Here is a 19717-nt window from a genome sequence, read left to right as displayed (position 1 = left end):
ACCATGGCCATCGCAATTAACAAGAAGCGTACGAACAAGAGCAAGTCTGCTGCACGCAGCCGTCGCCAGCTTCGTATCCGCAAGCGCATCACCGGCACGGCTGCTCGTCCTCGTCTGGTCGTCAACCGCTCCGCACGCCACATCTTCGTCCAGGTTGTCGATGACAGCAAGGGTGTAACCGTGGCTTACGCTTCCACTTTGGAAGCTGACCTTCGTGCATTCGACGGCGACAAGACTGCCAAGGCCAAGCGCGTCGGCGAGCTCGTTGCCGGGCGTGCCAAGGCTGCAGGCATCGAAGCTGTTGTCTTCGACCGCGGTGGTAACAAGTACCACGGCCGCATCGCCGCCGTCGCTGACGGCGCACGTGAAGGTGGTCTGGCACTGTGACCGTTGAGAATAACGAAAAGGACATTCAGGTGACTGAAGGCGCAGCTGCTGAGGCAACTGAGACCGCTGCTGCCACCGACGACCGCCGCGGCGGCCGTCGTGGCGAGCGTGGTGACCGTGGCCAGGGCCGCGGCGACCGTGGTGGCCGTGGTGGCCGCGACGGCGGTCGCGAGGCCGAGAAGAGCCAGTTCGTAGAGCGCGTTGTAACCATCAACCGTGTTGCCAAGGTCGTCAAGGGTGGTCGTCGCTTCAGCTTCACCGCCCTCGTCGTCGTCGGTGACGGCAACGGCCTGGTTGGCGTTGGCTACGGCAAGGCGAAGGAAGTTCCGGCAGCTATCGCTAAGGGCGTTGAAGAGGCTAAGAAGTCCTTCTTCCGCGTTCCCCGCGTTGGAAACACCATCCCGCACCGCGTGCAGGGTGAGGCCGCAGCAGGCGTTGTCATGCTGCGTCCGGCTTCCCCGGGTACCGGTGTTATCGCCGGTGGTCCGGTCCGCGCGGTACTGGAATGCGTCGGTATCCACGACGTTCTCTCCAAGTCGCTCGGTTCCTCGAACGCCATCAACATCGTTCACGCGACTGTTGACGCCCTGAAGCGACTGGAAGAGCCCGCTTCCGTGGCAGCCCGCCGTGGCCTGCCGCTGGACGAGGTTGCTCCTGCTGCTCTGGTGCGTGCACTCCAGAACCAGAAGGCAGGTGCCTAGTCATGGCTAAGAACCTGACTCCCTCCGACGCTCAGTTGGAGATCACCCAGATCAAGGGCGTCATCGGCGCCAAGCAGAACCAGCGTGAAACCCTGCGGTCCCTCGGCCTCAAGCGCATCGGACACACTGTTGTCCGTACCGCTGACGCCGTGACTGTTGGAATGCTCAACACGGTTCCGCACCTCGTGAATGTAGAGGAGGCGAAGTAATGGCTGAGAACAAAACCGCCGCAGAGGCTGCCGACAAGCAGAACACTCTGAAGGTCCACCACCTGCGTCCCGCCCCCGGTGCCAAGACTGCCAAGACCCGTGTTGGTCGTGGTGAAGGCTCCAAGGGTAAGACCGCCGGTCGCGGTACCAAGGGTACGAAGGCCCGCTACCAGGTCAAGGCTGGCTTTGCCGGCGGCCAGCTGCCGCTGCACATGCGCCTGCCGAAGCTTCGCGGCTTCAAGAACCCGTTCCGGGTTGAGTTCCAGGTTGTAAACCTGGACAAGCTCAACGAGCTGTTCCCGGAAGGTGGCGCTGTCACCGTCGAGTCCCTGGTTGAGAAGGGTGCCGTTCGCAAGAACCAGCCCGTCAAGGTGCTGGGCACCGGCGACATCACCGTCAAGGTCGACGTCACCGCCCACGCCTTCTCCTCCAGCGCAGCTGAGAAGATTGCAGCAGCAGGCGGCACCACCACTGCCCTCTAAAGGGCTTTGGGGCACAGCCCGCTGTAAAAAGACTCCCGGTGTGGAGGGCTTCGGCCCCCCGCGCCGGGAGTTTTTTCATGTCGCGCCCACCCCTCGATTGTTCGCATGGCGCATCAAGCCGTTAGACTCGGGTGTTGGGTTTCAATGACCCCTTCGACACCCTTGGACTTTTAACTCAGGAGGACGCTTGCTAAGCGCATTCGGCCGGGCATTTCGTACGCCTGATCTGCGACGCAAGTTGTTGTTCACGCTGGGAATCATCACAATCTTCCGCTTGGGAGCTTTTATCCCCTCGCCTGGTGTGAGCTACCAAAATGTTCAGCAATGTTTGTCAAGCAATCAGGACCAGGGCGGCCTCTACCAGCTCGTCAACCTGTTCAGCGGTGGTGCACTGCTGCAGGTATCGATCTTTGCCCTGGGGATCATGCCGTACATCACGGCCAGCATCATCGTGCAGCTGCTCCGCGTGGTCATACCGCGGTTCCAGGAGCTGTATGACGAAGGTGCCTCGGGCCAGTCGAAGCTGACGCAGTACACGCGTTATCTGACCATTGCGCTGGGCCTGCTGAACGCCACCACTTTGGTGTCCCTGGCGCGCTCCGGGCAGCTGCTGCCCAACTGCCAGCTGCCGATCATCCCCGATACCAGCATCATCGCCACGATCCTTGTGGTCATCACCTTGACGGCCGGTACGGGCCTCATCATGTGGATGGGCGAACTGGTTACCGAGAAGGGTGTGGGCAACGGCATGTCGCTGCTCATCTTCACTTCCATCGCAGCCGGTTTCCCAACCTCGCTTGGTGCCATCTGGAACTCCAAGGGACCGGGCACATTCTTCATGGTGTTGGCGATCGGCCTCGTGACCGTCGCACTCGTAGTCTTCGTGGAGCAGTCCCAGCGGCGCATTCCGGTCCAGTACGCCAAGCGCATGATCGGCCGGCGCACCGTGGGCGGCACCAGCACCTACATCCCCATCAAGGTGAACATGGCCGGCGTCGTGCCCGTCATCTTCGCTTCCTCCATGCTCTACCTGCCGGGGCTGATTGCGCAGTTCAATCAGCCGAAGGCCGGAGAGTCCATCGCCCCGTGGGTTGAGTGGATCAACAACAACCTCACCAAGGGCGACCACCCCATCTACATGGCGCTGTACTTCGCCATGATCGTGTTCTTCACCTACTTCTACGTCGCGATCACCTTCAACCCTGAAGAGGTCTCGGACAACATGAAGAAGTACGGCGGGTTCATTCCGGGCATCCGGGCGGGTAAACCGACCGCGGACTACCTGCAGTACGTGCTTTCCAGGATCACCCTCCCCGGTGCCTTCTACTTGGGCTTCGTGGCGTTGATTCCGCTGGTCGCACTCGTCCTGATCAGCGCCAACCAGAACTTCCCGTTCGGTGGCACGTCAATTCTGATCATGGTGGGTGTGGGCCTGGAAACCGTCAAGCAGATTGATGCGCAGCTACAACAACGTCACTACGAAGGGCTTTTGCGATGACGAGAATGCTGATCATTGGACCTCCGGGTTCGGGCAAGGGAACCCAGGCTGAGCGGATTTCCGAGCGCTTGGGCGTAGTCGCCATTTCCACGGGCGACATCTTCCGTGCAAACGTCAAGGGCGAAACCCCGCTGGGTATCGAAGCCAAGAAGTACATGGACGCCGGCGATTTCGTTCCGGACAGCGTGACCAACAAGATGGTCCGTGACCGCCTGAGCGAGAGCGACGTCGAGAACGGCTTCCTGCTCGACGGATACCCGCGCACCACCGCCCAGGTGGAATACCTGGACCAGATCCTCGCCGGCACGGAAGAGAAGCTCGACGTCGTGCTTCAGCTGACCGCCGACGACGAGGAACTTGTTTCGCGCTTGTTGGGCCGTGCCAAGGAGACCGGGCGCTCGGACGACAACGAAGGTGTCATCCGCCACCGCCTGGACCTCTACCACGAGCAGACCGAGGCCGTCGTGGCCAAGTATGCCGAACGCGGCATCCTGACCCAAGTCGATGGCATTGGCGGCATCGACGAGGTCACGGATCGCGTGTTGTTGGCTATCGAGGCGGCCAAAGCGGTCTAGTCGCCGCATGACTGTTGAAAAGGGTGTGTCCCGCGCCGGAGTGAGCTGCTCCCCGCGCGGGACACGCCCTTTTCTGTTCCCCCGGTTTCAGGCAGGGCCGCTGATGCGCGAAAATAAGAGAGATCAGAGGGTGATCTGCTTCTGCAGCCCACCGCAAGCAGCACACTACAAGAGGAGACCATGGCGTTCGGCCAGCCCCGCATCGAATACAAGACCAATGAGCAAATGCGCAAGATGCAAGAGGCCGGATTGGTCCTCAGCAGAGCGCTCGACGCGGCCGTTGAGGCTGCGAAACCGGGCGTGACCACGCGTGAGATCGACGCCGTGTTTGCGGCGGTCCTCATCGACGCGGGAGCGAAGTCGAATTTCCTTGGGTACCACGGCTTCCCGGCGACCATCTGCACTTCCGTCAACGAGGAAGTGGTCCACGGCATCCCCGGTGACCGCGTCCTCAAGGACGGGGACATCATTTCAATTGATGGCGGAGCGATCGTTGATGGTTGGCACTCCGACTCCGCGCGCACCGTGATAGTCGGTGCCGCGGATCCTGAAGACCAGCGGCTCTCGGATGTCACCCAAGACGCCATGTGGCGTGGAATCGCTGCTTTGGCCAAAGGCAAGTTTGTCGGCGACATCGGCAACGCCGTGGATGACTACGTCTCCTCCGTACCGGGAAAGCCGCTGGGCATCCTGGAAGACTACGTAGGCCACGGCATCGGCTCCGAGATGCACATGGCCCCTGATGTGTTGAACTATCGCACCACGCACCGCGGCCCGAAGGTCAGGCCGGGACTGTGCCTTGCCATCGAGCCCATGCTCGTCCGCGGCAGTATCGAAACAGCAACCCTCGACGACGACTGGACCGTGGTGACCACCGACGGCAAGCGTTCGTGCCAGTGGGAGCACTCGGTCGCCGTCCACGAAAAGGGCATCTGGGTGCTTTCCGCGTCCGACGGCGGTGCAGCGCAACTGGTGCCGCTCGGCGTCGTGCCCGTTCCGATTCCCTGATCAGACGCGGCTGCCCAACTAGCTCGCATTAGATGTCGTTCTGAGCCATCAAAACGACATTAACTGCGAGCTAGTTGGGCAGGGGGCAGCACTCGGTGCGTAGAGCCCTAGCTCTTGAGCTTGGGCTTCACGTCCTTGGTGTAAATGCCATCGAGGGTTGCCTTGAGGTCCGTCATGGTGGCCTTCACGTCGCCCTGCTGGGTGAGGATCTTAGCGGCAGCCTTGGCCATCTCCTGATCGGCACCGGGCAGGAAGACACGGGCGTTGTCCTGCACCTTGGTAACGGCTAGCTGGTCCATGGCCGTCTTGATCTGGGGAGTCTTTGCGAGGACTGCCGTCATGTCCGCGGAGACGCGCGTGGGCATGTAGCCGGTCGCGGCGGAGAATGCCGCAGTGTTCTCGGGTTCGGTCATGAATTTAAGGAAAGTGGCAGCCGCGAGCTGGACTTCCTTGCTGACGCCGCTGGGAATCCCGAGTCCGGCGCCGCCGGTGGGGCAGACGTTGGTCTCGGCCTTGGGCCCGCCCGGCATGAAGCCGACGCCGACGTTGAACTTGGCGGACTTCAGCACGCCCAGCAGGTCCCCGGTGGAAGAGATCGTGGTGGACGTAATGCCTGCGGCGAAGTCGTCCGCGGCATTCTTGGAGGAGACGCCGGCCCACTTGTCCTTGTAGATGGAGTCCTGGGCCCACTGCAGCGCCGCGACGGACTCAGTGGAATCGCAGTTGAAGGTCCACCCGTTGGACCAGCTGCCGCCCCAGCCCCACAGGTTGTTCTGCAGGGTCCAGCCGGCGTATCCGGCAAGGGCGGGGTAGATGTAGGCGTACTTCGCGCCCGAGCTGGCCTGGAGCTTGGGGGCCCAGTCGGCGAACTCCTGCCATGTCTTGGGAGCACGGTCCGGAAGGCCGGCGGCCTTGAAGTGGTCCTTGTTGTAGTAGAAGAGCGGGGTGGAGCGGCCATAGGGGAGCGCCCACTGCTTGTTGGCGTACTGGTAGTCCGCTACGAGGGACTTCTGGAAGTCATCAATTTTGACGTCCAGCTGCTTGATGAGTCCGTCCAACGGAATGATGTTGCCGTTGGTGTAGTAGCGGAACCACCAGACGTCGGAGAGCACTACGAGGCCGGGGAGGGCTGACTTCGCAGCCTGCGACGTCTGGAACTTCTGGGCGATTTCCTCGTAGTTGGCGCCTGCGGTCACGAGGTTCACCTTGATGTCCGGGAACTTCGCCTGGAATTTGTCGATGATGGATTGCTCGACGGCCTGGGACTGCCCGGGGTGGCTGGTCCAGAAGTCGAACGAACCGGCCGGCTTGACGCCGGTGAAGTCGATGTCTGAAGGGCTGCTGCTCGCTACGCTGCCGCTGGTCGACGGACCGCCGCATGCTGCCAGGGCGGCGGCGCCGACCCCAAGTCCGGCGAGCCCCAGGAAGTTTCTACGATCAAGATTCATTGCCATGGTTGGTCCTCTCAAGGATGCAAAGGTGGTGAGGTTTTGTTTGGTGCGGTGTTGCTAGCCGGTGACGCTGCCCTGGGTGAGCCCGGCAACGATGTAGCGTTGCAACGCTGCGAAGACCAGGAGGATGGGGATGATCACCAGGACTGCCCCGGCCATCAGGATCCCCCAGCCGGCGCCGTTTCCTTCAGAGTTCTGAAGCAGGGTAAGGCCGACCGGGAGGGTCATGGTTTCCGGCCGGTCGGTGATGATCAGCGGCCAGATGTAGTCGTTCCATTCGCTGACCACGGTGACAAGGGCCACGGTGGCGATGGAGGGGAGCGACACGGGGACGACAACTTGCCACAGCCTGCGCCAATGGCCCGCGCCGTCGATTTCCGCGGCTTCGAGAATGGACCCCGGAAGCGTCTTGAAATGCTGGCGAAGGAGGAAGGTCCCGAAGGCCGTGCCGAGGCCCGGAAGAATGATTCCCCACAGGGTGTTCTTCCCGCCGATTCCTGCGATCAGGATGTAGTTGGGGAGGATCGACACCTGCGGCGGCACCATCAGGGCCACGAGGATCACGACGAAGATGACGTTCTTGAACGGGAACCGGACAAAAACCAGGGCGTAAGCGGTCAGGATAGCCAGGATCACCTTGACCGTGGAGCCGACCGTGGTGACGATCAGGCTGTTCAGGAAGAACCGCGCGAACGGCACTGTGGTCATGGCCGTGTGGTAGTTCTCCAGGTTCAGGCCCTGCGGCAGGATCTTGAGATCCGTGGTGACGATCTCGCCCGGCTGCTTGAAGGAACTCAACAACATCCACAACAGCGGCAGGACCACCACCAGGGTGGCCACGATCAGCGGGATGTAGCCTCCGGCGAGTGTCTGTACGAGGTTTGCGCGGGAGAACGGGCGGTCGCGTTGCGCCGGAAGTTCCGGACCGGCGTCGGGAGCTTTCAGGGTCCCGACGCCGGTCGCGGAGTTGGGGCTGACGGGAGAGAGCGTGCTCATGAGTAGTGCACCTTCCGTTCGACGAACCGCAACTGGAGCACGGTGATGATGAGCAGGATGGCGAAGAGCACCACTGAGATGGCGGCGGAGTATCCGGCGCGGTTGTAGGCACCGAAGGCCTGCAGGTAGGCCTCGTAGATCAGCGTGCTGGTGCCGTTGCCCAGCGGTGTCATGATGCGGATCAGGTCAAAGGCTTGAAGCGAGCTGATCATCGTGGTGATCAGCAAGAAGAACGTGGTGGGCGAGAGCAGCGGAACGGAAATGCTCATGAAGCGGCGGAAGCCGTTGGCGCCATCCAGGGAAGCGGCTTCCATGACGTCCTTCGGGAGCGACTGGAGCCCGGCGAGGTACACGACCGCGCAGTAGCCCAGGTTCTTCCACACGTAGACGATGATGACCATCACGAGGGAGAGCTGCGGATCGTTGATCCACTGGGGGCTTTGCTGGCCAATGCCCCGAAGCAGCCAAGACAGCACGCCGTATCCGGGGTCGAAGATGAACAGCCACACGAGGCCGACGCCTACGCCGCTGAGGACGTAGGGGGCGAAGACGGCGGAACGCGCAAATGTGGTGCCGCGGACCTTCGCGTTCAAGGCCAGGGCCACCAAGAGGCCCAGCACCATGGAACCGCCGACAGTTACCACGGTGAAGATGACCGTGGTGCCAAGTACTTGCGGGGCGTCGGAGCTGGTGAAGAAGTTGATGTAGTTGTCGAAGCCCACAACGGTGGCCGAGGTGGAGCCCAGGGTCCAGTCAAGGGTCGAGTAATACATGTTGTTGACCAAGGGCAGATACGTGAACACCGCGATCAGCGCCAAGTTCGGCAAGGCCAGTGCCAGGAACACAAAGAAGTCGCGTCGGGTTCGGCCGGACCAACGTCCCCGGCGCTGAGGGGCCTGGACAGCCTGCGCGGGGGCCGCGGGGCTGCCTGTCAGTTGTCTTGTCATGGGAGGTCTCTAACGGTTTGCAGATATCGGGGCGCGCCAAACTCGAACTGTTGGGTCAATTCGAATTGTTGGATCAAAGGGGGCGGCTAGTTTTAGCTCACCACACGGGAACACCTGTCAAGTCAAAAAAACGGCTGTTCGCGGGATTGTTGGACAAGCCTTCTGCGGTCGTTTACTCGATGTTTCGTGGAGGGTCGGGCCGTGTTTACATTCGAGGCACGACTACCGTTTGTTCTTCCGCCACCGAAAGCCCGGCGTGCCGTGCGGGATCAGCGCAGGGGAAAGCTGGGCGGAAGGAGCTCGTGGATAGGCCGGTGGGCGTAATCCGAGGCGGTCAGCGAGGCAATGTAGTGGTTCAGGAAATCCTGGGCACGTTCCCGGTAGTCGCTCGTGTCCACCGTGACAATTTCTCCCTCGTCCACAATGGTCCGGCCGGCCACCACTACCCGCGTGATGTCCCGCCCGTCCGCGTTCATGACCAGGGTGCGGATGGGGTCGGCGTGCGGGCCGATGTGGCTGCCGGTCAGGTCCAGGACGAAATAGTCGGCCTGCGCCCCAGGTGCCAGGCGGCCCAGGTCGGAACGGCCGAGCGATTCTGCCGGGTCCAGGGTGGCCGAGCGAAACAGGTCCGCGGCCTGGGCGCTTGAGCGGTCTCCGGTGAGGGTCTTGGTCATTCCCATCGCCAGGTCCATGGCGCGAATCATATTGGGCGGGGCGGAATCCGTGCCCAGTACGATCCGCACCCCGCGCTCGCGGTAGGAGTCATAGTTGTCGAGCATCCCGCCGTAGTGGGCCATGGGGATGGGACAGAGCAGGACCGCCGTTCCGGACCCGGCGAGCAGCGCCAGATCGTCCCCCGTGCCGGCGGCGGCAGGCATATGTGGATGCCCGGGGATGGTCCAGGCGTGGGGAATGTAGGTGCGCTCTGCGAGGAAACCGAGATCGGCCAGATAGGGGAGCGGGCGCCGCCCCGTGCGGGCGATCACGGTCTCGACTTCGAAGAGCCCCTGGGCGGCGTGCAGGCGCACCGGGATCTTGAGCTCATCGGCTGCTTGCCGTGTGAGGCGGAGGGTCTGTTCGGTCTGCGTTTCGATCCGGGCGGGTAGCAGCGCCGTCCTGATCAGCCCTTGGGCCCGCCCCTCGTAGTCCTGGGCGAAGCGAACAGCTTGGTCCAGGCCATCGAGGCCGCGCCGTTCGTCCTCGTGGAGCATCACCCGCTTGCCGTCCGTATAGGGGACTGCGGCGCGGTAGCTCGGCCCCAGGTAGGCCCGGACGCCAAGGGCTTCCACGGCGACGGCGGTGTCGGCAAGGTCCTCGTAGTCCTCGCACCATTCGTGGTAGCTCTCGGAAGCAATGGGCATGAGGGTGGTGATGCCGTTGCGGACCAATTGCGACAGGGCAAACTCGCGTCGGAACCGTGCCTGCTCGCGGGTGAACACGGCTCCGTGGTCCCGCAGGTAGGACTCGGACCAGACGAGGCCCAAGCGCCGGCCCGGATCCGGCCACGAATCGAAAAGGGCGTGGTCGATGTCTGCCAGGGCGTTCAAGTCGATGAATCCAGGGGAGACGACTGCCTGCCCGGCATCGACGTCGATGTCCACAACTCCGGGGTAGTCCCGGCCCACGAAGACGATGGTCCCGCCGTCGTGGACCAGCTCCGCGTTGGCCAGGATGCAGTGGTCGCCGTCGGCATAGCCAATGATGAAGGCGGCTTTGATGCGCGTAATCACGGGTCCCCTTGCAGGTATTGTCCCGGTGCGGGAGATCCTAGGCGCCCGTGGAGCGCGGGGGCTTGCCCGCCAAATCCGAGGCCTGGTTGTCCAGGATCGTTCCAGCCACCAGCATGGCGTCCTGGGCCGAGCGGTCGCGGATGGCGTCAAAGAGCTCGTCGTGGTTATCGTGCTCGGTGTTGGCGGCACGGTTCAAGCCCTCGGGCGATGTCCACGAACCGTCGATGCTCTCCGCGAGGGAGCCATAGATGCCGGCCAGTAGTTGGTTGTGCGCGGCGTCCACCACGGCTCGGTGGAAGTCGATGTCTGCTTGCCGGAAATCGTCTTCGTCGTGGGCTTCCGCAGCGGCGCGGCGTCGATCGAGCGCGTCCCGGAGCTTGTCAAGGTCCACCTGGTCCCGGCGCTGCGCGGCGAGGGCTGCCGCGGGAATGTCAAGGCTTCGGCGGACTTCGATGGCTTCGAGCCGGTCCGCTCCCTGGAGGCCCTTGCGCAAGGCGACCTCTTGTTCGTCCACCGCGGCGACGAAGGTCCCGTCACCTTGCCGTGTCACCAGAAGGCCTGCATGTACCAATGCGCGGAGGGCTTCCCGGAGGGGTGCCCGGCTGAGGCCCAAGGCCCTTCCGAGCTCCGGCTCGGGCGGAATACGGTCTCCGAGACCCCATTCGCCCTCTCGGATCCGCAGGCGGATGTCGTCGATCGCATCGTCGACGACGCTGCGCCGGCCATTCACCGTCATGGTGCCCTCCTTGCTAGGCATGCTGTTCGCGGATCCACTTCCGTCAACGAAGCGTCTCACATGGGGCTCGGAAAATCTACTCTTTCGTAAGACGTCTTACGAGTGTATCTTTTCCAACATGACCCAGATCACACATCTGCTACCTGATTCGCTGCCCCTCGGCACCGGCGAACTGCCGGAGACGCGCCTGGGAGTCCAGTTCACCCGCTACCCGGCCCACGAAGACCGGCCACTCCTGGAATCGCTGCGGGCCGCCTTGGATGACGGCTTCACCCTCGTGGTGCTCAACAGCATCGCCGCGGAGCTTTCCGGTGACGCGCCTGGCGAACTCCACAAGCCTGGCGAACTGCATGAGGTGGCAGAGGAAGCCCGGCATGCAGGCGTCGAGCTCCAGCTTGGCCTGGGCTGTGCGGGACCGTTCGATGATCCCGCCACGGTTCGGGCCGGGCTGAACAGGACCCTGGCCCAGGGCCTGGAACTAGGAGTCACTGAGTTTTTCGTTTACACACGATCAGTTCGCGAAGGGGCCGCGGAACAAGGCAGGTTCCTCGACCACCCTGCCCAGCTCCGGCTCATCCGAGCGAACCTCGAGGCGCTCGCACCCGCCGCGCGTGACGCCAAGGTCCGCATCAACGTCAAGACCCACGAAGACCTGGCTTCACCGGAAGTGCAGGCGCTTGTCCAGGCATTGGATCCTGCAGTCTTCGGAATCGGATTCGATGTAGCCAACCTCGTGGTCCGTGGGGAGGATCCCGTCGAGGCGGCCCGGGCGCTTGGACCGTACGTCAGGATGACCCATTTGGAGGACGCAGTCCTGTTCCCCCTGCCGCATGGTTACCGGCGTCGCTTGCGGGCAGTCGGCGAGGGGGTCTTCGACTGGGAAGCGATCCTCGGCCACCTTTTCCGTGCCGGGGTACGGGACTTCACCCTGGAACAGCACCGGGGAAAGTTCGATGCCCCGGTATTCGACCGTTCGTGGTTCACCCACGAACCCCACCTCGACGCCGCGGGGCTGGGCCAGTTGGCCCGGCTCGGTGTTGCGACGCACGACGGCGTAGCGCATGGGCGTTTCCCCGAGCTCGCCGACTGGGACGACGAGCCCGGTCCTGCCGAGCGTCGTCGTCAACTGCTCCACAGCGCCGCCACGCTGCGGACGATCCTCACATCGATCGGTGCCGGCGTGAAGAAGCCGGCCACGATCCTTTCCGGAGAGGAAGGACTCTCATGACAGCCATTGCCGCCCCACAGATCGTTGTCCCGGCCCGAAGGAGACCCTTCAGGAGCTTCCTTCGGCGGGACAGGACGTTGACCATGACCCTGTCGTTCCTGGCCGCCCTCATTGTGGCCACCTTGATTGGCCCCTTGGTCTGGCGCGTCCAGCCCGATGCCATCAACCTCGGCGCCGTCCTCCAGGCTCCTGGCCTGGGACACCCCATGGGTACGGACGACACGGGCCGTGATGTGTTGGCCCGGGTCCTGGCGGGTGGCCAGACATCGATCCTGGCCGGCCTGACCATTGCCTTGATCGGCGCCGTAGCTGGCTGTATCGCGGCCCTTTTGGCGGGATCCATGCGCGGCTGGGTGGACACACTCTTCACGTGGCTGACCAACTCCATCCTCTGCTTCCCGGCCATCCTCCTGGCAATGGCGATCGCGATGGCACTGCAGCCGGGGGTAACGGCCGTGGTCATCGGGCTTTCGCTGCACTCGTTCCCCTGGTACATGCGGACCCTACGCGGGGAGGTGATGCGCTTGTACGGCCAGGATTTCGTTCGTTCCACTGTCGCACTCGGAGCACACCCCGCCCGCGTGCTCTTCCGCCACGTTTTCCCGCACCTGGTCCCCATCATGATCCTGCAGATGGCCGCCGTCTTCGGTGCGTCGGTGCTCTCCCTGGCTGCCCTCGGTTACCTGGGCCTCGGTGCGCAACCCCCGACGGCCGAATGGGGAGAAATGATCACGGACGGCCAGCAATTCTTCCTGACGGGTCAATGGTGGATCGCGGGTTTCCCCGGCCTAGGCCTGCTCCTTGCCGTCAGCCTGACCACCATGATCGCCGACAGGGCCCGGGAAGTCCTGGACCCACGCGGCGAATTCGTCCAGGCGAAGTGAGGTTTCGGAGATGATTAGCACCATTTTCAAACGGCTCGGCGTAGCACTGGCCACGGTCTTCGGCGCCTCGATCTTCGCCTTCATCCTCCTTCGCAAGATTCCCGGTGACCCTGCTCGAGCCATTGCCGGCGATGCGGCCACCGACGACGCCATCGCGGCGCTGCGGAAGTCAATGGGACTGGATGACAACTTGTTCGTCCAGTACGGGAACTACATGGGCTCGCTCCTCCGCGGTGACTTCGGTTTCTCGTATAGCACCGGCAACAGCGTGGGCAGCCTCCTGGCCCAACGGCTACCGGCGACGATCGAACTGGGGCTGCTGTCGGTCATCATTGCCATTGTGGCGGCGGTCCTTGCCGCGAGCATCGCTGTCTACTCACGACGCCGGTGGCCGGACCGGCTTCTTCGAATCGCCTCTTCCCTGGCCATGGGATCGCCACCCTTCTGGATCGCCCTTCTTGCCTTGCTGGTTCTCTCGATCCAGCTCGGGATTTTCCCGGGTCCTGAAGGCCGCCTGTCACCGGGGACCCTCCGCCCGCCGAACGTCACCGGCATGTTTACCGTGGACGCCCTGCTTGCGGGACAGTGGGGGACCTTCGCCAATGCGGGCTGGCACCTGATTCTGCCCGCGACGATTATCGCCTTGGGTCCGTTCGCCTTCCTCAGCCGGTTGTACCGGAACCAGCTCCGCGGCACGCTGCGCGAAACCTTTGTCACCGTCGCCCAGAGCCATGGCCTGCGCAGGTTCCCGGTCTATTCGCGCCACGTGGCTCCGCACGGCCTGTTGGCACTGTTACCGGCTGCTTCGCTGTTGTTCGCCGATCTCCTGGCGGGAAGCCTGCTGGTCGAGAAAGTGTTCGGATGGCCGGGGATAGGTTCCATGACCGCCGATGCCATCATCCAGAAGGACTTTGCCGTGGTCCAGGCAGTGCTCCTGCTGGCCGCCATCCTCTACGTGGTGGTCAGCCTTGTCGCGGACCTCATCATGACCGCTGCAGATCCCCGCACCCGAGTAGGAGCCCGCTGATGTCGCACACCAACGCACTTCCCTTTCCTTCCCGGAGCATGGCCCGCGACGGGATCCCGGACCAGGCGCCCGTGCTGAGCGTCAACGGTCTAACCACCAGTTTCTACACCGCCTCGGGAACCGTCCACGCGGTGCGGGACGTATCGTTCGATCTCTACAAGCGGCAGAGATTGGCGATCGTCGGTGAATCGGGCTCCGGAAAATCCGCCCTCGCCATGTCCCTAGTAGGGCTTGTCCCGCCTCCGGGCCGCATTGTTGGCGGCAGCGTCAAGCTCGGCGGAACAGAGCTCGTGGGCCTTGACGACGCCGGGATCTCCAAGATCCGGGGCCGGGACATCGGCCTGGTATTCCAAGACCCGATGGCTGCCCTGGATCCCCTCAAGACCATCGGAACCCAGTTCGTGGAAACCATCCGGGTACACCAAGACGTGTCCGCCAAGGTGGCCCGGCGGATGGCCTGCGAACTCCTTGCCGAGGTGGGCGTCAACGATCCCGGACGGAGGATCGCCGACTACCCCCACCAGTACTCCGGGGGCATGAGGCAGCGGGTGCTCATTGCCATGGCCATCGCCAACGATCCCGCCGTGGTCATCGCGGACGAACCCACCACTGCCTTGGACGTCACTACGCAGGCACAAGTCCTCGATCTCCTGGCCAAAATCTGCGACGAACGCGGCAATGCGCTGGTGATGATTACCCACAACCTGGGGATCGTGGAAGAACTCTGCGACAGCGTCAACGTCATGTACGCGGGGCGCTTCGTCGAATCCAGCAGCACCCGGTCCCTTTTCGGCGCGCCGGCGCACCCGTACTCGAAGGCGCTTCTGGACTGTGTCATCGACCCCGCCACTGCCAAGCGGGGCGCGTTACCGGCCATCCCCGGCTCGCCCCCGGACCTTTCCGTGGATGAGCCCGGATGCCCCTTTGTCTCCCGATGCCCGATCGGCCGGGACGAACTACGGTGCGCAACGGAACGGCCCGAGGCCCGCACCTTGGCGGGCGGCGCCGTCGTCCGCTGCCATTTCGCGAGCGATACCCCAGGAGATGCAGCATGAGCAACGTAGCCACAGCCCCGCTCTTGCGGGTGGCGAACCTCAACAAGTCCTACGGCACGGGGCTCGGCTCCCGGAACCGGACCCAGATCCTGAGGGATGTCTCCTTCGAGCTACGGCGCGGACAAACGCTGGGGCTCGTCGGGGAATCGGGCAGCGGCAAGTCCACCACGGCTGCGTGCGTCATGGGCCTGACCGCGGTGGACAGCGGACTGATCGAGTTCGACGGCGTGGACCTCACCTCCTTGTCGAAGCCGGAGATGCGGCGGATGCGCAAGCGTATCCAGATGGTGTTCCAGGACCCCAACGGATCACTCGATCCCCGCTTCACCGTTGCCGACCTGGTGGAAGAACCACTGATCATCCACGGCGTCTCGGGCACGGCGGAGCGCTCGCGCCGGGTCGAGGAAGTGCTTGATCGCGTCGGGATCACCCTCAAACAGGCGCAACGATATCCGTTCGCGTTCTCCGGCGGTCAACGCCAGCGGATCGCGATCGCCCGGGCGCTGGTCCTCAACCCTGACCTCGTGGTCTTGGACGAACCGGTGAGCGCGCTGGACGTCTCCATCCAGGCCCAGGTCCTCAACCTCCTGAGCGACCTCCAGGATGAGCTCGGGTTGACCTACCTGTTCATCGTCCATGACTTGGCAGTGGCCCGGCTCATGAGCCATCACATCGCCGTCATGAATTCAGGACAGATCGTGGAAGCCGGAACCTCAGCGGACGTTTTCGACAACACCACCCATCCCTATACCCGTGCGCTGCTGGACGCGGTCCCCGGCGCTCGCCGTCGGGCCAAAGCGCTTGCGGCGGCCGGGACGGCCGTAGCCATGGAAGGAAAGTGAGATGAGGACCCTGCCTACTCTGCGCACCTTGACGAAGAGGACGACGTCGTTCCTCGCCGCCGCGAGCCTGCTCGCCCTTGCGGGCTGTGCTAGCCCGGCTGCGTCGTCCGACCCGGCCAGCCGGCCCTTCACCGTGAACTGGGCCACGACGCTGACCAACATCGATCCGGCGTTCGTCTGCGCCGGCAATGAAAACAGCTTCGCCAGCAACTTTTACGCCAGGCTGGTCAAGCTCGACGAGGATCAACAGCCCGACGGCACGCTCGTGGCCAACACGGATCCGGCCCGGGTAAAAGGGGACTTGGCCACGTCCTGGACGGTGTCCCCCGATGGGAAGGCCTACACGTTCTCATTGCACCCGGGAGCCAAGTTCGCCAACGGCGACCCTTTGGATGCCGAAGCCGTCCGTTACTCGATCATGCGGAATCTCACGATCGGCGGATGCGGTTCATTGGGCTTGCAGATCGGTTTGACGGATCCACCCCTGATCAGCGGCGTCGTAGTGGTGGACCCCCAGACTGTCCGGCTACAGCTATCACGTGCCTACCCCGCAATCCTGGTGACGTTGGGGCAAAGCCGCGGGTCGATCTATGACCCGAAGGTGATCAAGGAACACGGCGAGGACAAGAAGGGCGTGCCGAATCAATGGTTGGCCGCGCACACTGCCAGCAGCAGCGGCCCCTACGTCTTGGACGAGTATGTGGCCAACAACTATGCGGTGCTCAAGCGTAATCCGAACTACTACGGCCAAGCCGCCAAGGAACCGGTGGTCCGCGTCAACTTCATCACCTCGATCCCCACCCTGATGCTGCAGGCACGCCGGGGCGAGGCGGATGTGACCTTGGGGCTGCCACCATACGTGGTTCACGAACTGAGCCAGAACGACTGCTGCACAGTCGCCTCCGCCCCGGCTTTTGCCCCGGTCACGGTGTCCTTCGACAACTCCTCCGGAGTGACGTCGAATCCGAAATTGCGCGAAGCGCTGACGTACGCGGTGCCGTATGAACAGATCAAGGCCAGCGTGGCCTACGGCTACGCGGACAGCTACTACGGTCCCTTTGTTCCAGGAACACCAGGATTCGACCCGCAACGCTCGGCCCCCCGCCCCCTCGACAAGGACCGGGCGCGGGCATTGGTCAAGGAGTCGGGCCTGGAGAATCCCCAGATCGACCTCATGATCAACCCGACATCGCCAGGGGTCTCCACGCTTGCGACGATCCTGAAAGCCTCGTGGGAGGACATAGGCGTTACGGTCAACATCGATTCGCAGACGCCCACTGCCTTCGCCACGAAGTTCAACACGGGCAAATACCAGTCCGCGCTGCTCTTCGAGAGCGCCGGTGCGGTCGCTGCGTACGAGCTTCGCAAGAAGATGACCTGCGGCAGCAGCTTCAACAACCAGCACATCTGCATTCCAGGCACGCCGGAGCTCATGAAGAAGCTCGATGACGCGCCGAGCCTGCAGGACCAGCAGCCGTACATCAATGCACTGGTGGACGCGTGGCGGGCCAGTTCGCCCACCATCATCCTCTACCGTGCGCAATTCACCGCGGTGCTGGCCCACTCGGTGAAGGCCTTTGACTACGCCTCGTCAACCACCTTCTACAACTGGGGACGCTAGGGGCGACCCCCGGATACGGACACCCTCGGGTGACAACCACAAGCATGAAGAACTAGCTAAGGACGCGAAAATGCGAATTGGTGTCGATGGAAGCAAAATCCCCCACGAAGCGGACGACTCGGCGATCCGTATCCTCGAGCGGGCGCACGCCATGGGGATGGAAGGGGTGTATTTCCGTAGCGTCATGGACGTCTCCCCAACCCTGGACCGCGGCTTGCTCGCAGAGGTCCGGGACTGCGCGGATTCACTCAACCTCTACCTCCAGATGGGTCTCGCAAAGGTCAACCCGTACGCGACGGCCGAAGCGCCCCAGGTCCGGAGGCTCGGCGACGGCGACTACACACGCGGCATGATCAAGATGATCGAGGCCGCGCACGAAGCCGCAGGCGTGACGGACTTGTGGGTGGCGTGTGCCAACTACCAGCGCGGCATGCCGGGCTACTACGTTTTCGACCGCTTCCGGACCGACGCGCCGTGGGCCGACCAGCTCGTGGCGATCGAGAAGTTCCTGCGGCTCCTTGCCCCGGTTGCCCGGGACCACGGCGTGCACATGAACATCGAGACCCACGAAGAGATCACGAGCTATGAAATAGTCCGCCTCGTGGAAGCCGTGGGGCCGGATGTCCTCGGGGTCACCTTTGACACGGCCAACGTAGTGGTGCGTGGGGAAGATCCCGTGGGTGCCGCGCGTCGCGTGGCACCGTACACCCGGGCCACGCACTTGCGGGACTTTGTCCTCGGTGAACAGGGCGGCGTCTTTGGGAGGGTCTTCGCGCCGATCGGCCAAGGCTCGATCGATTGGGACGCGGTACTCGGCATCCTGCACGCCGAGAACCCGGACCTGCCGCTCTCGATCGAGAACGCAGGTCCCACCCTGCACTTGCCAATCGGCCTCGACGATCCTGAATGGATTGCCATGCACCCTGACTTGGACCCCGAAGAGGTGGCCAGCATCCGGAACATGGCCGCGGACTACTCGGAGCGGGCGGAACGGGGCGAGGCGCCGCGGCTCAGCGACTTGCGGACCGCCCCGTACGACGGTGCGCACTTCATTGACGTCTCGGCGAAAGCCTTGAGGGACGCGTTGTCCCGGATCGGAGCAGCGGTATAGGCATGACCGCATCGTCCCCAACCAACTGACTCGCAGTTGTTGTCGTTTAGACGGCTCATAACGACAACAACTGCCGGGGCCCACGCCGCCAGGGTTCCCTGGCCGAGCTTGCGAGGCGAGGGGGGCGGTGGGGACTACTTGGGTGGGGAGGAGCAGAATAGGCCCATGACTTCCAAGATCACTGATGTGCCCGGAATCCGGGTGGGACATGTCCAGCGGATCGGCGATGGCTGGCTGAGCGGGGTGACCGTTGTCCTTCCGCCGCCGGGGACGGTGGGATCGGTGGACGTACGCGGCGGCGGCCCCGGCACGCACGAGACTGACGCGCTCGACCCCACCACCCTGGTGCCCACGGTCGACGCCGTAGTGCTCACCGGCGGGAGTGCCTTCGGGTTGATCACGGCCCACGGTGCCCAGCGCTGGTGCGAGGGGCAAGGACGCGGTTTCGCCGTGCCTGGGGGAGTGGTGCCGATTGTTCCGGCCGCCGCGATCTTCGACTTGGCTCGCGGCGGTGACTTCGCTGCCCGCCCGGACGAAGCGATGGGATACGAAGCGGCAGCTGCGGCTGCGGCGTCAAGCGAGCACGCCGACGTCGGGCGCGGAAACGTCGGTGGCGGTACCGGTGCCGTGATTGGGCGCGGCGCGTTCAAAGGGGGAGTGGGCACCTCGTCCATGACCCTGGACAGCGGCGTAGTGGTGGGTGCGATCGCAGTGGTCAACGCGCTGGGGATGCCCTTCGGCGCATCGCCCCAGCGGGCGGAATCCGGCAGCTCTGAGCCTGCGGGGCCCCGGGCGCTGAACACCACGCTCGTCGTCGTCGCCACCAACGCGGTCCTCGACCCCGCCGAATGCAAGCGCACCGCGAGTGCGGCACACGCCGGCCTCGCCCGGGCGCTGAGTCCTTCCCATACCCTCGCCGACGGCGACACCGTGTTCGCGCTGGCGACCGGCGCCGTCGGGCTTGACCGCAGTTCGGAACAAGCAAGGCAGGTTTCGCTCATCACCCTGCAAAGCGCGGCGGCAGACGCCGTCCGCCTGGCTGTCCTTGACGGTGTCGCGGCTGCGGAATCCATCACGACGGCGGCAGGCACCTTCCCTGCCTACGGCGCGGTTTAGCGGGATCCAAGGGGGTCCTGCGGCCCGGGGAAGGGTGACACCGTGCCGGTGTCTGCGCTAGCATGGGCGGATTTAACTTTCGCGCCGTCTTGGCGTAGAGTTGTCTGTTGGTT

The 19717-nt window shown here is 63.7% G+C and carries 20 protein-coding genes; 15 read left to right on the top strand and 5 right to left on the bottom strand.

All coding sequences use genetic code 11. The features are described 5' to 3' along the window. Positions 1 to 3: 3 nt before the first annotated feature. The 7 genes from rplR to map all read left to right on the top strand — a co-directional run bounded on the left by rplR (position 4) and on the right by map (position 4860). Positions 4 to 387 carry a 50S ribosomal protein L18 gene (gene rplR / locus NFJ07_RS16555; RefSeq protein ID WP_236812276.1) on the top strand — a complete coding sequence of 128 codons (384 nt, stop codon included), beginning with the start codon at positions 4 to 6 and terminating at the stop codon, positions 385 to 387. Positions 388 to 416: 29 nt separating this feature from the next. After that, complete coding sequence (rpsE, locus tag NFJ07_RS16550) at positions 417 to 1088, top strand: 30S ribosomal protein S5 (protein WP_269996025.1); 672 nt, start codon at positions 417 to 419, stop codon at positions 1086 to 1088. A gap of 2 nt (positions 1089 to 1090) precedes the next feature. Next, positions 1091 to 1297: a 50S ribosomal protein L30 gene (gene rpmD / locus NFJ07_RS16545; RefSeq protein WP_059387371.1), complete on the top strand. Its 207-nt coding sequence runs from the start codon at positions 1091 to 1093 to the stop codon at positions 1295 to 1297. Further along, positions 1297 to 1779: a 50S ribosomal protein L15 gene (gene rplO / locus NFJ07_RS16540; RefSeq protein ID WP_059387372.1), complete on the top strand. Its 483-nt coding sequence runs from the start codon at positions 1297 to 1299 to the stop codon at positions 1777 to 1779. Before rpmD ends, rplO begins: the two co-directional genes overlap by 1 nt. 187 nt (positions 1780 to 1966) lie before the next feature. Continuing rightward, positions 1967 to 3277, top strand: a complete 1311-nt coding sequence (secY, locus tag NFJ07_RS16535) for a preprotein translocase subunit SecY (RefSeq protein ID WP_269995949.1) — start codon at positions 1967 to 1969, stop codon at positions 3275 to 3277. Between the two features lie 5 nt (positions 3278 to 3282). After that, positions 3283 to 3852: an adenylate kinase gene (locus tag NFJ07_RS16530; protein WP_269996024.1), complete on the top strand. Its 570-nt coding sequence runs from the start codon at positions 3283 to 3285 to the stop codon at positions 3850 to 3852. Between the two features lie 180 nt (positions 3853 to 4032). Next, positions 4033 to 4860, top strand: coding sequence for a type I methionyl aminopeptidase (gene map, locus NFJ07_RS16525; protein ID WP_269995948.1), 828 nt, complete (start codon positions 4033 to 4035; stop codon positions 4858 to 4860). Between the two features lie 107 nt (positions 4861 to 4967). Here the strand turns inward: map and NFJ07_RS16520 are convergent, their stop codons facing one another. From NFJ07_RS16520 to NFJ07_RS16500, 5 genes are all read right to left on the bottom strand, one after another. After that, a complete protein-coding gene (locus NFJ07_RS16520; RefSeq protein WP_269995946.1) occupies positions 4968 to 6314 on the bottom strand; it encodes an ABC transporter substrate-binding protein in 1347 nt (448 codons plus the stop codon). A 54-nt stretch (positions 6315 to 6368) separates the two neighbouring features. Beyond that, positions 6369 to 7307: a carbohydrate ABC transporter permease gene (locus NFJ07_RS16515; protein WP_269995944.1), complete on the bottom strand. Its 939-nt coding sequence runs from the start codon at positions 7305 to 7307 to the stop codon at positions 6369 to 6371. Beyond that, a complete protein-coding gene (locus tag NFJ07_RS16510) occupies positions 7304 to 8254 on the bottom strand; it encodes a carbohydrate ABC transporter permease (protein WP_269995942.1) in 951 nt (316 codons plus the stop codon). Before NFJ07_RS16510 ends, NFJ07_RS16515 begins: the two co-directional genes overlap by 4 nt. 269 nt (positions 8255 to 8523) lie before the next feature. Next, on the bottom strand, positions 8524 to 9984 hold the full coding sequence (locus tag NFJ07_RS16505; RefSeq protein WP_269995941.1) for a chlorohydrolase family protein: 1461 nt from the start codon (positions 9982 to 9984) through the stop codon (positions 8524 to 8526). 37 nt (positions 9985 to 10021) lie between these two features. Next, positions 10022 to 10720: a FadR/GntR family transcriptional regulator gene (locus NFJ07_RS16500; RefSeq protein WP_269995940.1), complete on the bottom strand. Its 699-nt coding sequence runs from the start codon at positions 10718 to 10720 to the stop codon at positions 10022 to 10024. A 118-nt stretch (positions 10721 to 10838) separates the two neighbouring features. Here NFJ07_RS16500 and NFJ07_RS16495 point away from each other — a divergent pair, with 118 nt between their 5' ends. The 8 genes from NFJ07_RS16495 (at position 10839) to NFJ07_RS16460 (ending at position 19604) form a co-directional block, all read left to right on the top strand. Continuing rightward, complete coding sequence (locus NFJ07_RS16495) at positions 10839 to 11948, top strand: sugar phosphate isomerase/epimerase family protein (RefSeq protein ID WP_269995939.1); 1110 nt, start codon at positions 10839 to 10841, stop codon at positions 11946 to 11948. Further along, on the top strand, positions 11945 to 12832 hold the full coding sequence (locus NFJ07_RS16490; RefSeq protein ID WP_269995937.1) for an ABC transporter permease: 888 nt from the start codon (positions 11945 to 11947) through the stop codon (positions 12830 to 12832). The genes NFJ07_RS16495 and NFJ07_RS16490 overlap by 4 nt, the downstream gene beginning before the upstream one ends. Positions 12833 to 12842: 10 nt before the next feature. Beyond that, positions 12843 to 13859, top strand: a complete 1017-nt coding sequence (locus NFJ07_RS16485) for an ABC transporter permease (RefSeq protein ID WP_269995936.1) — start codon at positions 12843 to 12845, stop codon at positions 13857 to 13859. Next, a complete protein-coding gene (locus tag NFJ07_RS16480) occupies positions 13859 to 14914 on the top strand; it encodes an ABC transporter ATP-binding protein (protein WP_269995934.1) in 1056 nt (351 codons plus the stop codon). The genes NFJ07_RS16485 and NFJ07_RS16480 overlap by 1 nt, the downstream gene beginning before the upstream one ends. Continuing rightward, positions 14911 to 15756: an ATP-binding cassette domain-containing protein gene (locus NFJ07_RS16475; RefSeq protein ID WP_269995933.1), complete on the top strand. Its 846-nt coding sequence runs from the start codon at positions 14911 to 14913 to the stop codon at positions 15754 to 15756. Before NFJ07_RS16480 ends, NFJ07_RS16475 begins: the two co-directional genes overlap by 4 nt. A 1-nt stretch (position 15757) precedes the next feature. Continuing rightward, positions 15758 to 17377, top strand: coding sequence for an ABC transporter substrate-binding protein (locus NFJ07_RS16470; protein WP_269995931.1), 1620 nt, complete (start codon positions 15758 to 15760; stop codon positions 17375 to 17377). Between the two features lie 70 nt (positions 17378 to 17447). Continuing rightward, positions 17448 to 18488, top strand: a complete 1041-nt coding sequence (locus tag NFJ07_RS16465) for a sugar phosphate isomerase/epimerase family protein (protein WP_269995930.1) — start codon at positions 17448 to 17450, stop codon at positions 18486 to 18488. Positions 18489 to 18653: 165 nt separating this feature from the next. Continuing rightward, positions 18654 to 19604 (top strand): P1 family peptidase, encoded by a 951-nt coding sequence (locus NFJ07_RS16460; protein ID WP_269995929.1) that lies wholly within the window; start codon positions 18654 to 18656, stop codon positions 19602 to 19604. The last annotated feature ends 113 nt before the right edge of the window (positions 19605 to 19717 follow it).

It is taken from the genome of Arthrobacter sp. B2a2-09, assembly GCF_027587375.1.
Taxonomy (GTDB): domain Bacteria; phylum Actinomycetota; class Actinomycetes; order Actinomycetales; family Micrococcaceae; genus Arthrobacter.
Note: the sequence above shows the minus strand (reverse complement) of the source record. Positions and strands in the feature narration are given on the sequence as shown.

What these genes read in the sequence shown, in the direction of transcription:
- rplR (WP_236812276.1), top strand. Translation starts at nt 4, where the DNA reads ATGGCCATCGCAATTAACAAGAAGCGTACGAACAAGAGCAAGTCTGCT.
- rpmD (WP_059387371.1), top strand. Translation starts at nt 1,091, where the DNA reads ATGGCTAAGAACCTGACTCCCTCCGACGCTCAGTTGGAGATCACCCAG.
- rplO (WP_059387372.1), top strand. Translation starts at nt 1,297, where the DNA reads ATGGCTGAGAACAAAACCGCCGCAGAGGCTGCCGACAAGCAGAACACT.
- NFJ07_RS16530 (WP_269996024.1), top strand. Translation starts at nt 3,283, where the DNA reads ATGCTGATCATTGGACCTCCGGGTTCGGGCAAGGGAACCCAGGCTGAG.
- map (WP_269995948.1), top strand. Translation starts at nt 4,033, where the DNA reads ATGGCGTTCGGCCAGCCCCGCATCGAATACAAGACCAATGAGCAAATG.
- NFJ07_RS16520 (WP_269995946.1), bottom strand. Translation starts at nt 6,314, where the DNA reads ATGGCAATGAATCTTGATCGTAGAAACTTCCTGGGGCTCGCCGGACTT.
- NFJ07_RS16515 (WP_269995944.1), bottom strand. Translation starts at nt 7,307, where the DNA reads ATGAGCACGCTCTCTCCCGTCAGCCCCAACTCCGCGACCGGCGTCGGG.
- NFJ07_RS16510 (WP_269995942.1), bottom strand. Translation starts at nt 8,254, where the DNA reads ATGACAAGACAACTGACAGGCAGCCCCGCGGCCCCCGCGCAGGCTGTC.
- NFJ07_RS16500 (WP_269995940.1), bottom strand. Translation starts at nt 10,720, where the DNA reads ATGACGGTGAATGGCCGGCGCAGCGTCGTCGACGATGCGATCGACGAC.
- NFJ07_RS16495 (WP_269995939.1), top strand. Translation starts at nt 10,839, where the DNA reads ATGACCCAGATCACACATCTGCTACCTGATTCGCTGCCCCTCGGCACC.
- NFJ07_RS16490 (WP_269995937.1), top strand. Translation starts at nt 11,945, where the DNA reads ATGACAGCCATTGCCGCCCCACAGATCGTTGTCCCGGCCCGAAGGAGA.
- NFJ07_RS16485 (WP_269995936.1), top strand. Translation starts at nt 12,843, where the DNA reads ATGATTAGCACCATTTTCAAACGGCTCGGCGTAGCACTGGCCACGGTC.
- NFJ07_RS16480 (WP_269995934.1), top strand. Translation starts at nt 13,859, where the DNA reads ATGTCGCACACCAACGCACTTCCCTTTCCTTCCCGGAGCATGGCCCGC.
- NFJ07_RS16475 (WP_269995933.1), top strand. Translation starts at nt 14,911, where the DNA reads ATGAGCAACGTAGCCACAGCCCCGCTCTTGCGGGTGGCGAACCTCAAC.
- NFJ07_RS16470 (WP_269995931.1), top strand. Translation starts at nt 15,758, where the DNA reads ATGAGGACCCTGCCTACTCTGCGCACCTTGACGAAGAGGACGACGTCG.
- NFJ07_RS16465 (WP_269995930.1), top strand. Translation starts at nt 17,448, where the DNA reads ATGCGAATTGGTGTCGATGGAAGCAAAATCCCCCACGAAGCGGACGAC.
- NFJ07_RS16460 (WP_269995929.1), top strand. Translation starts at nt 18,654, where the DNA reads ATGACTTCCAAGATCACTGATGTGCCCGGAATCCGGGTGGGACATGTC.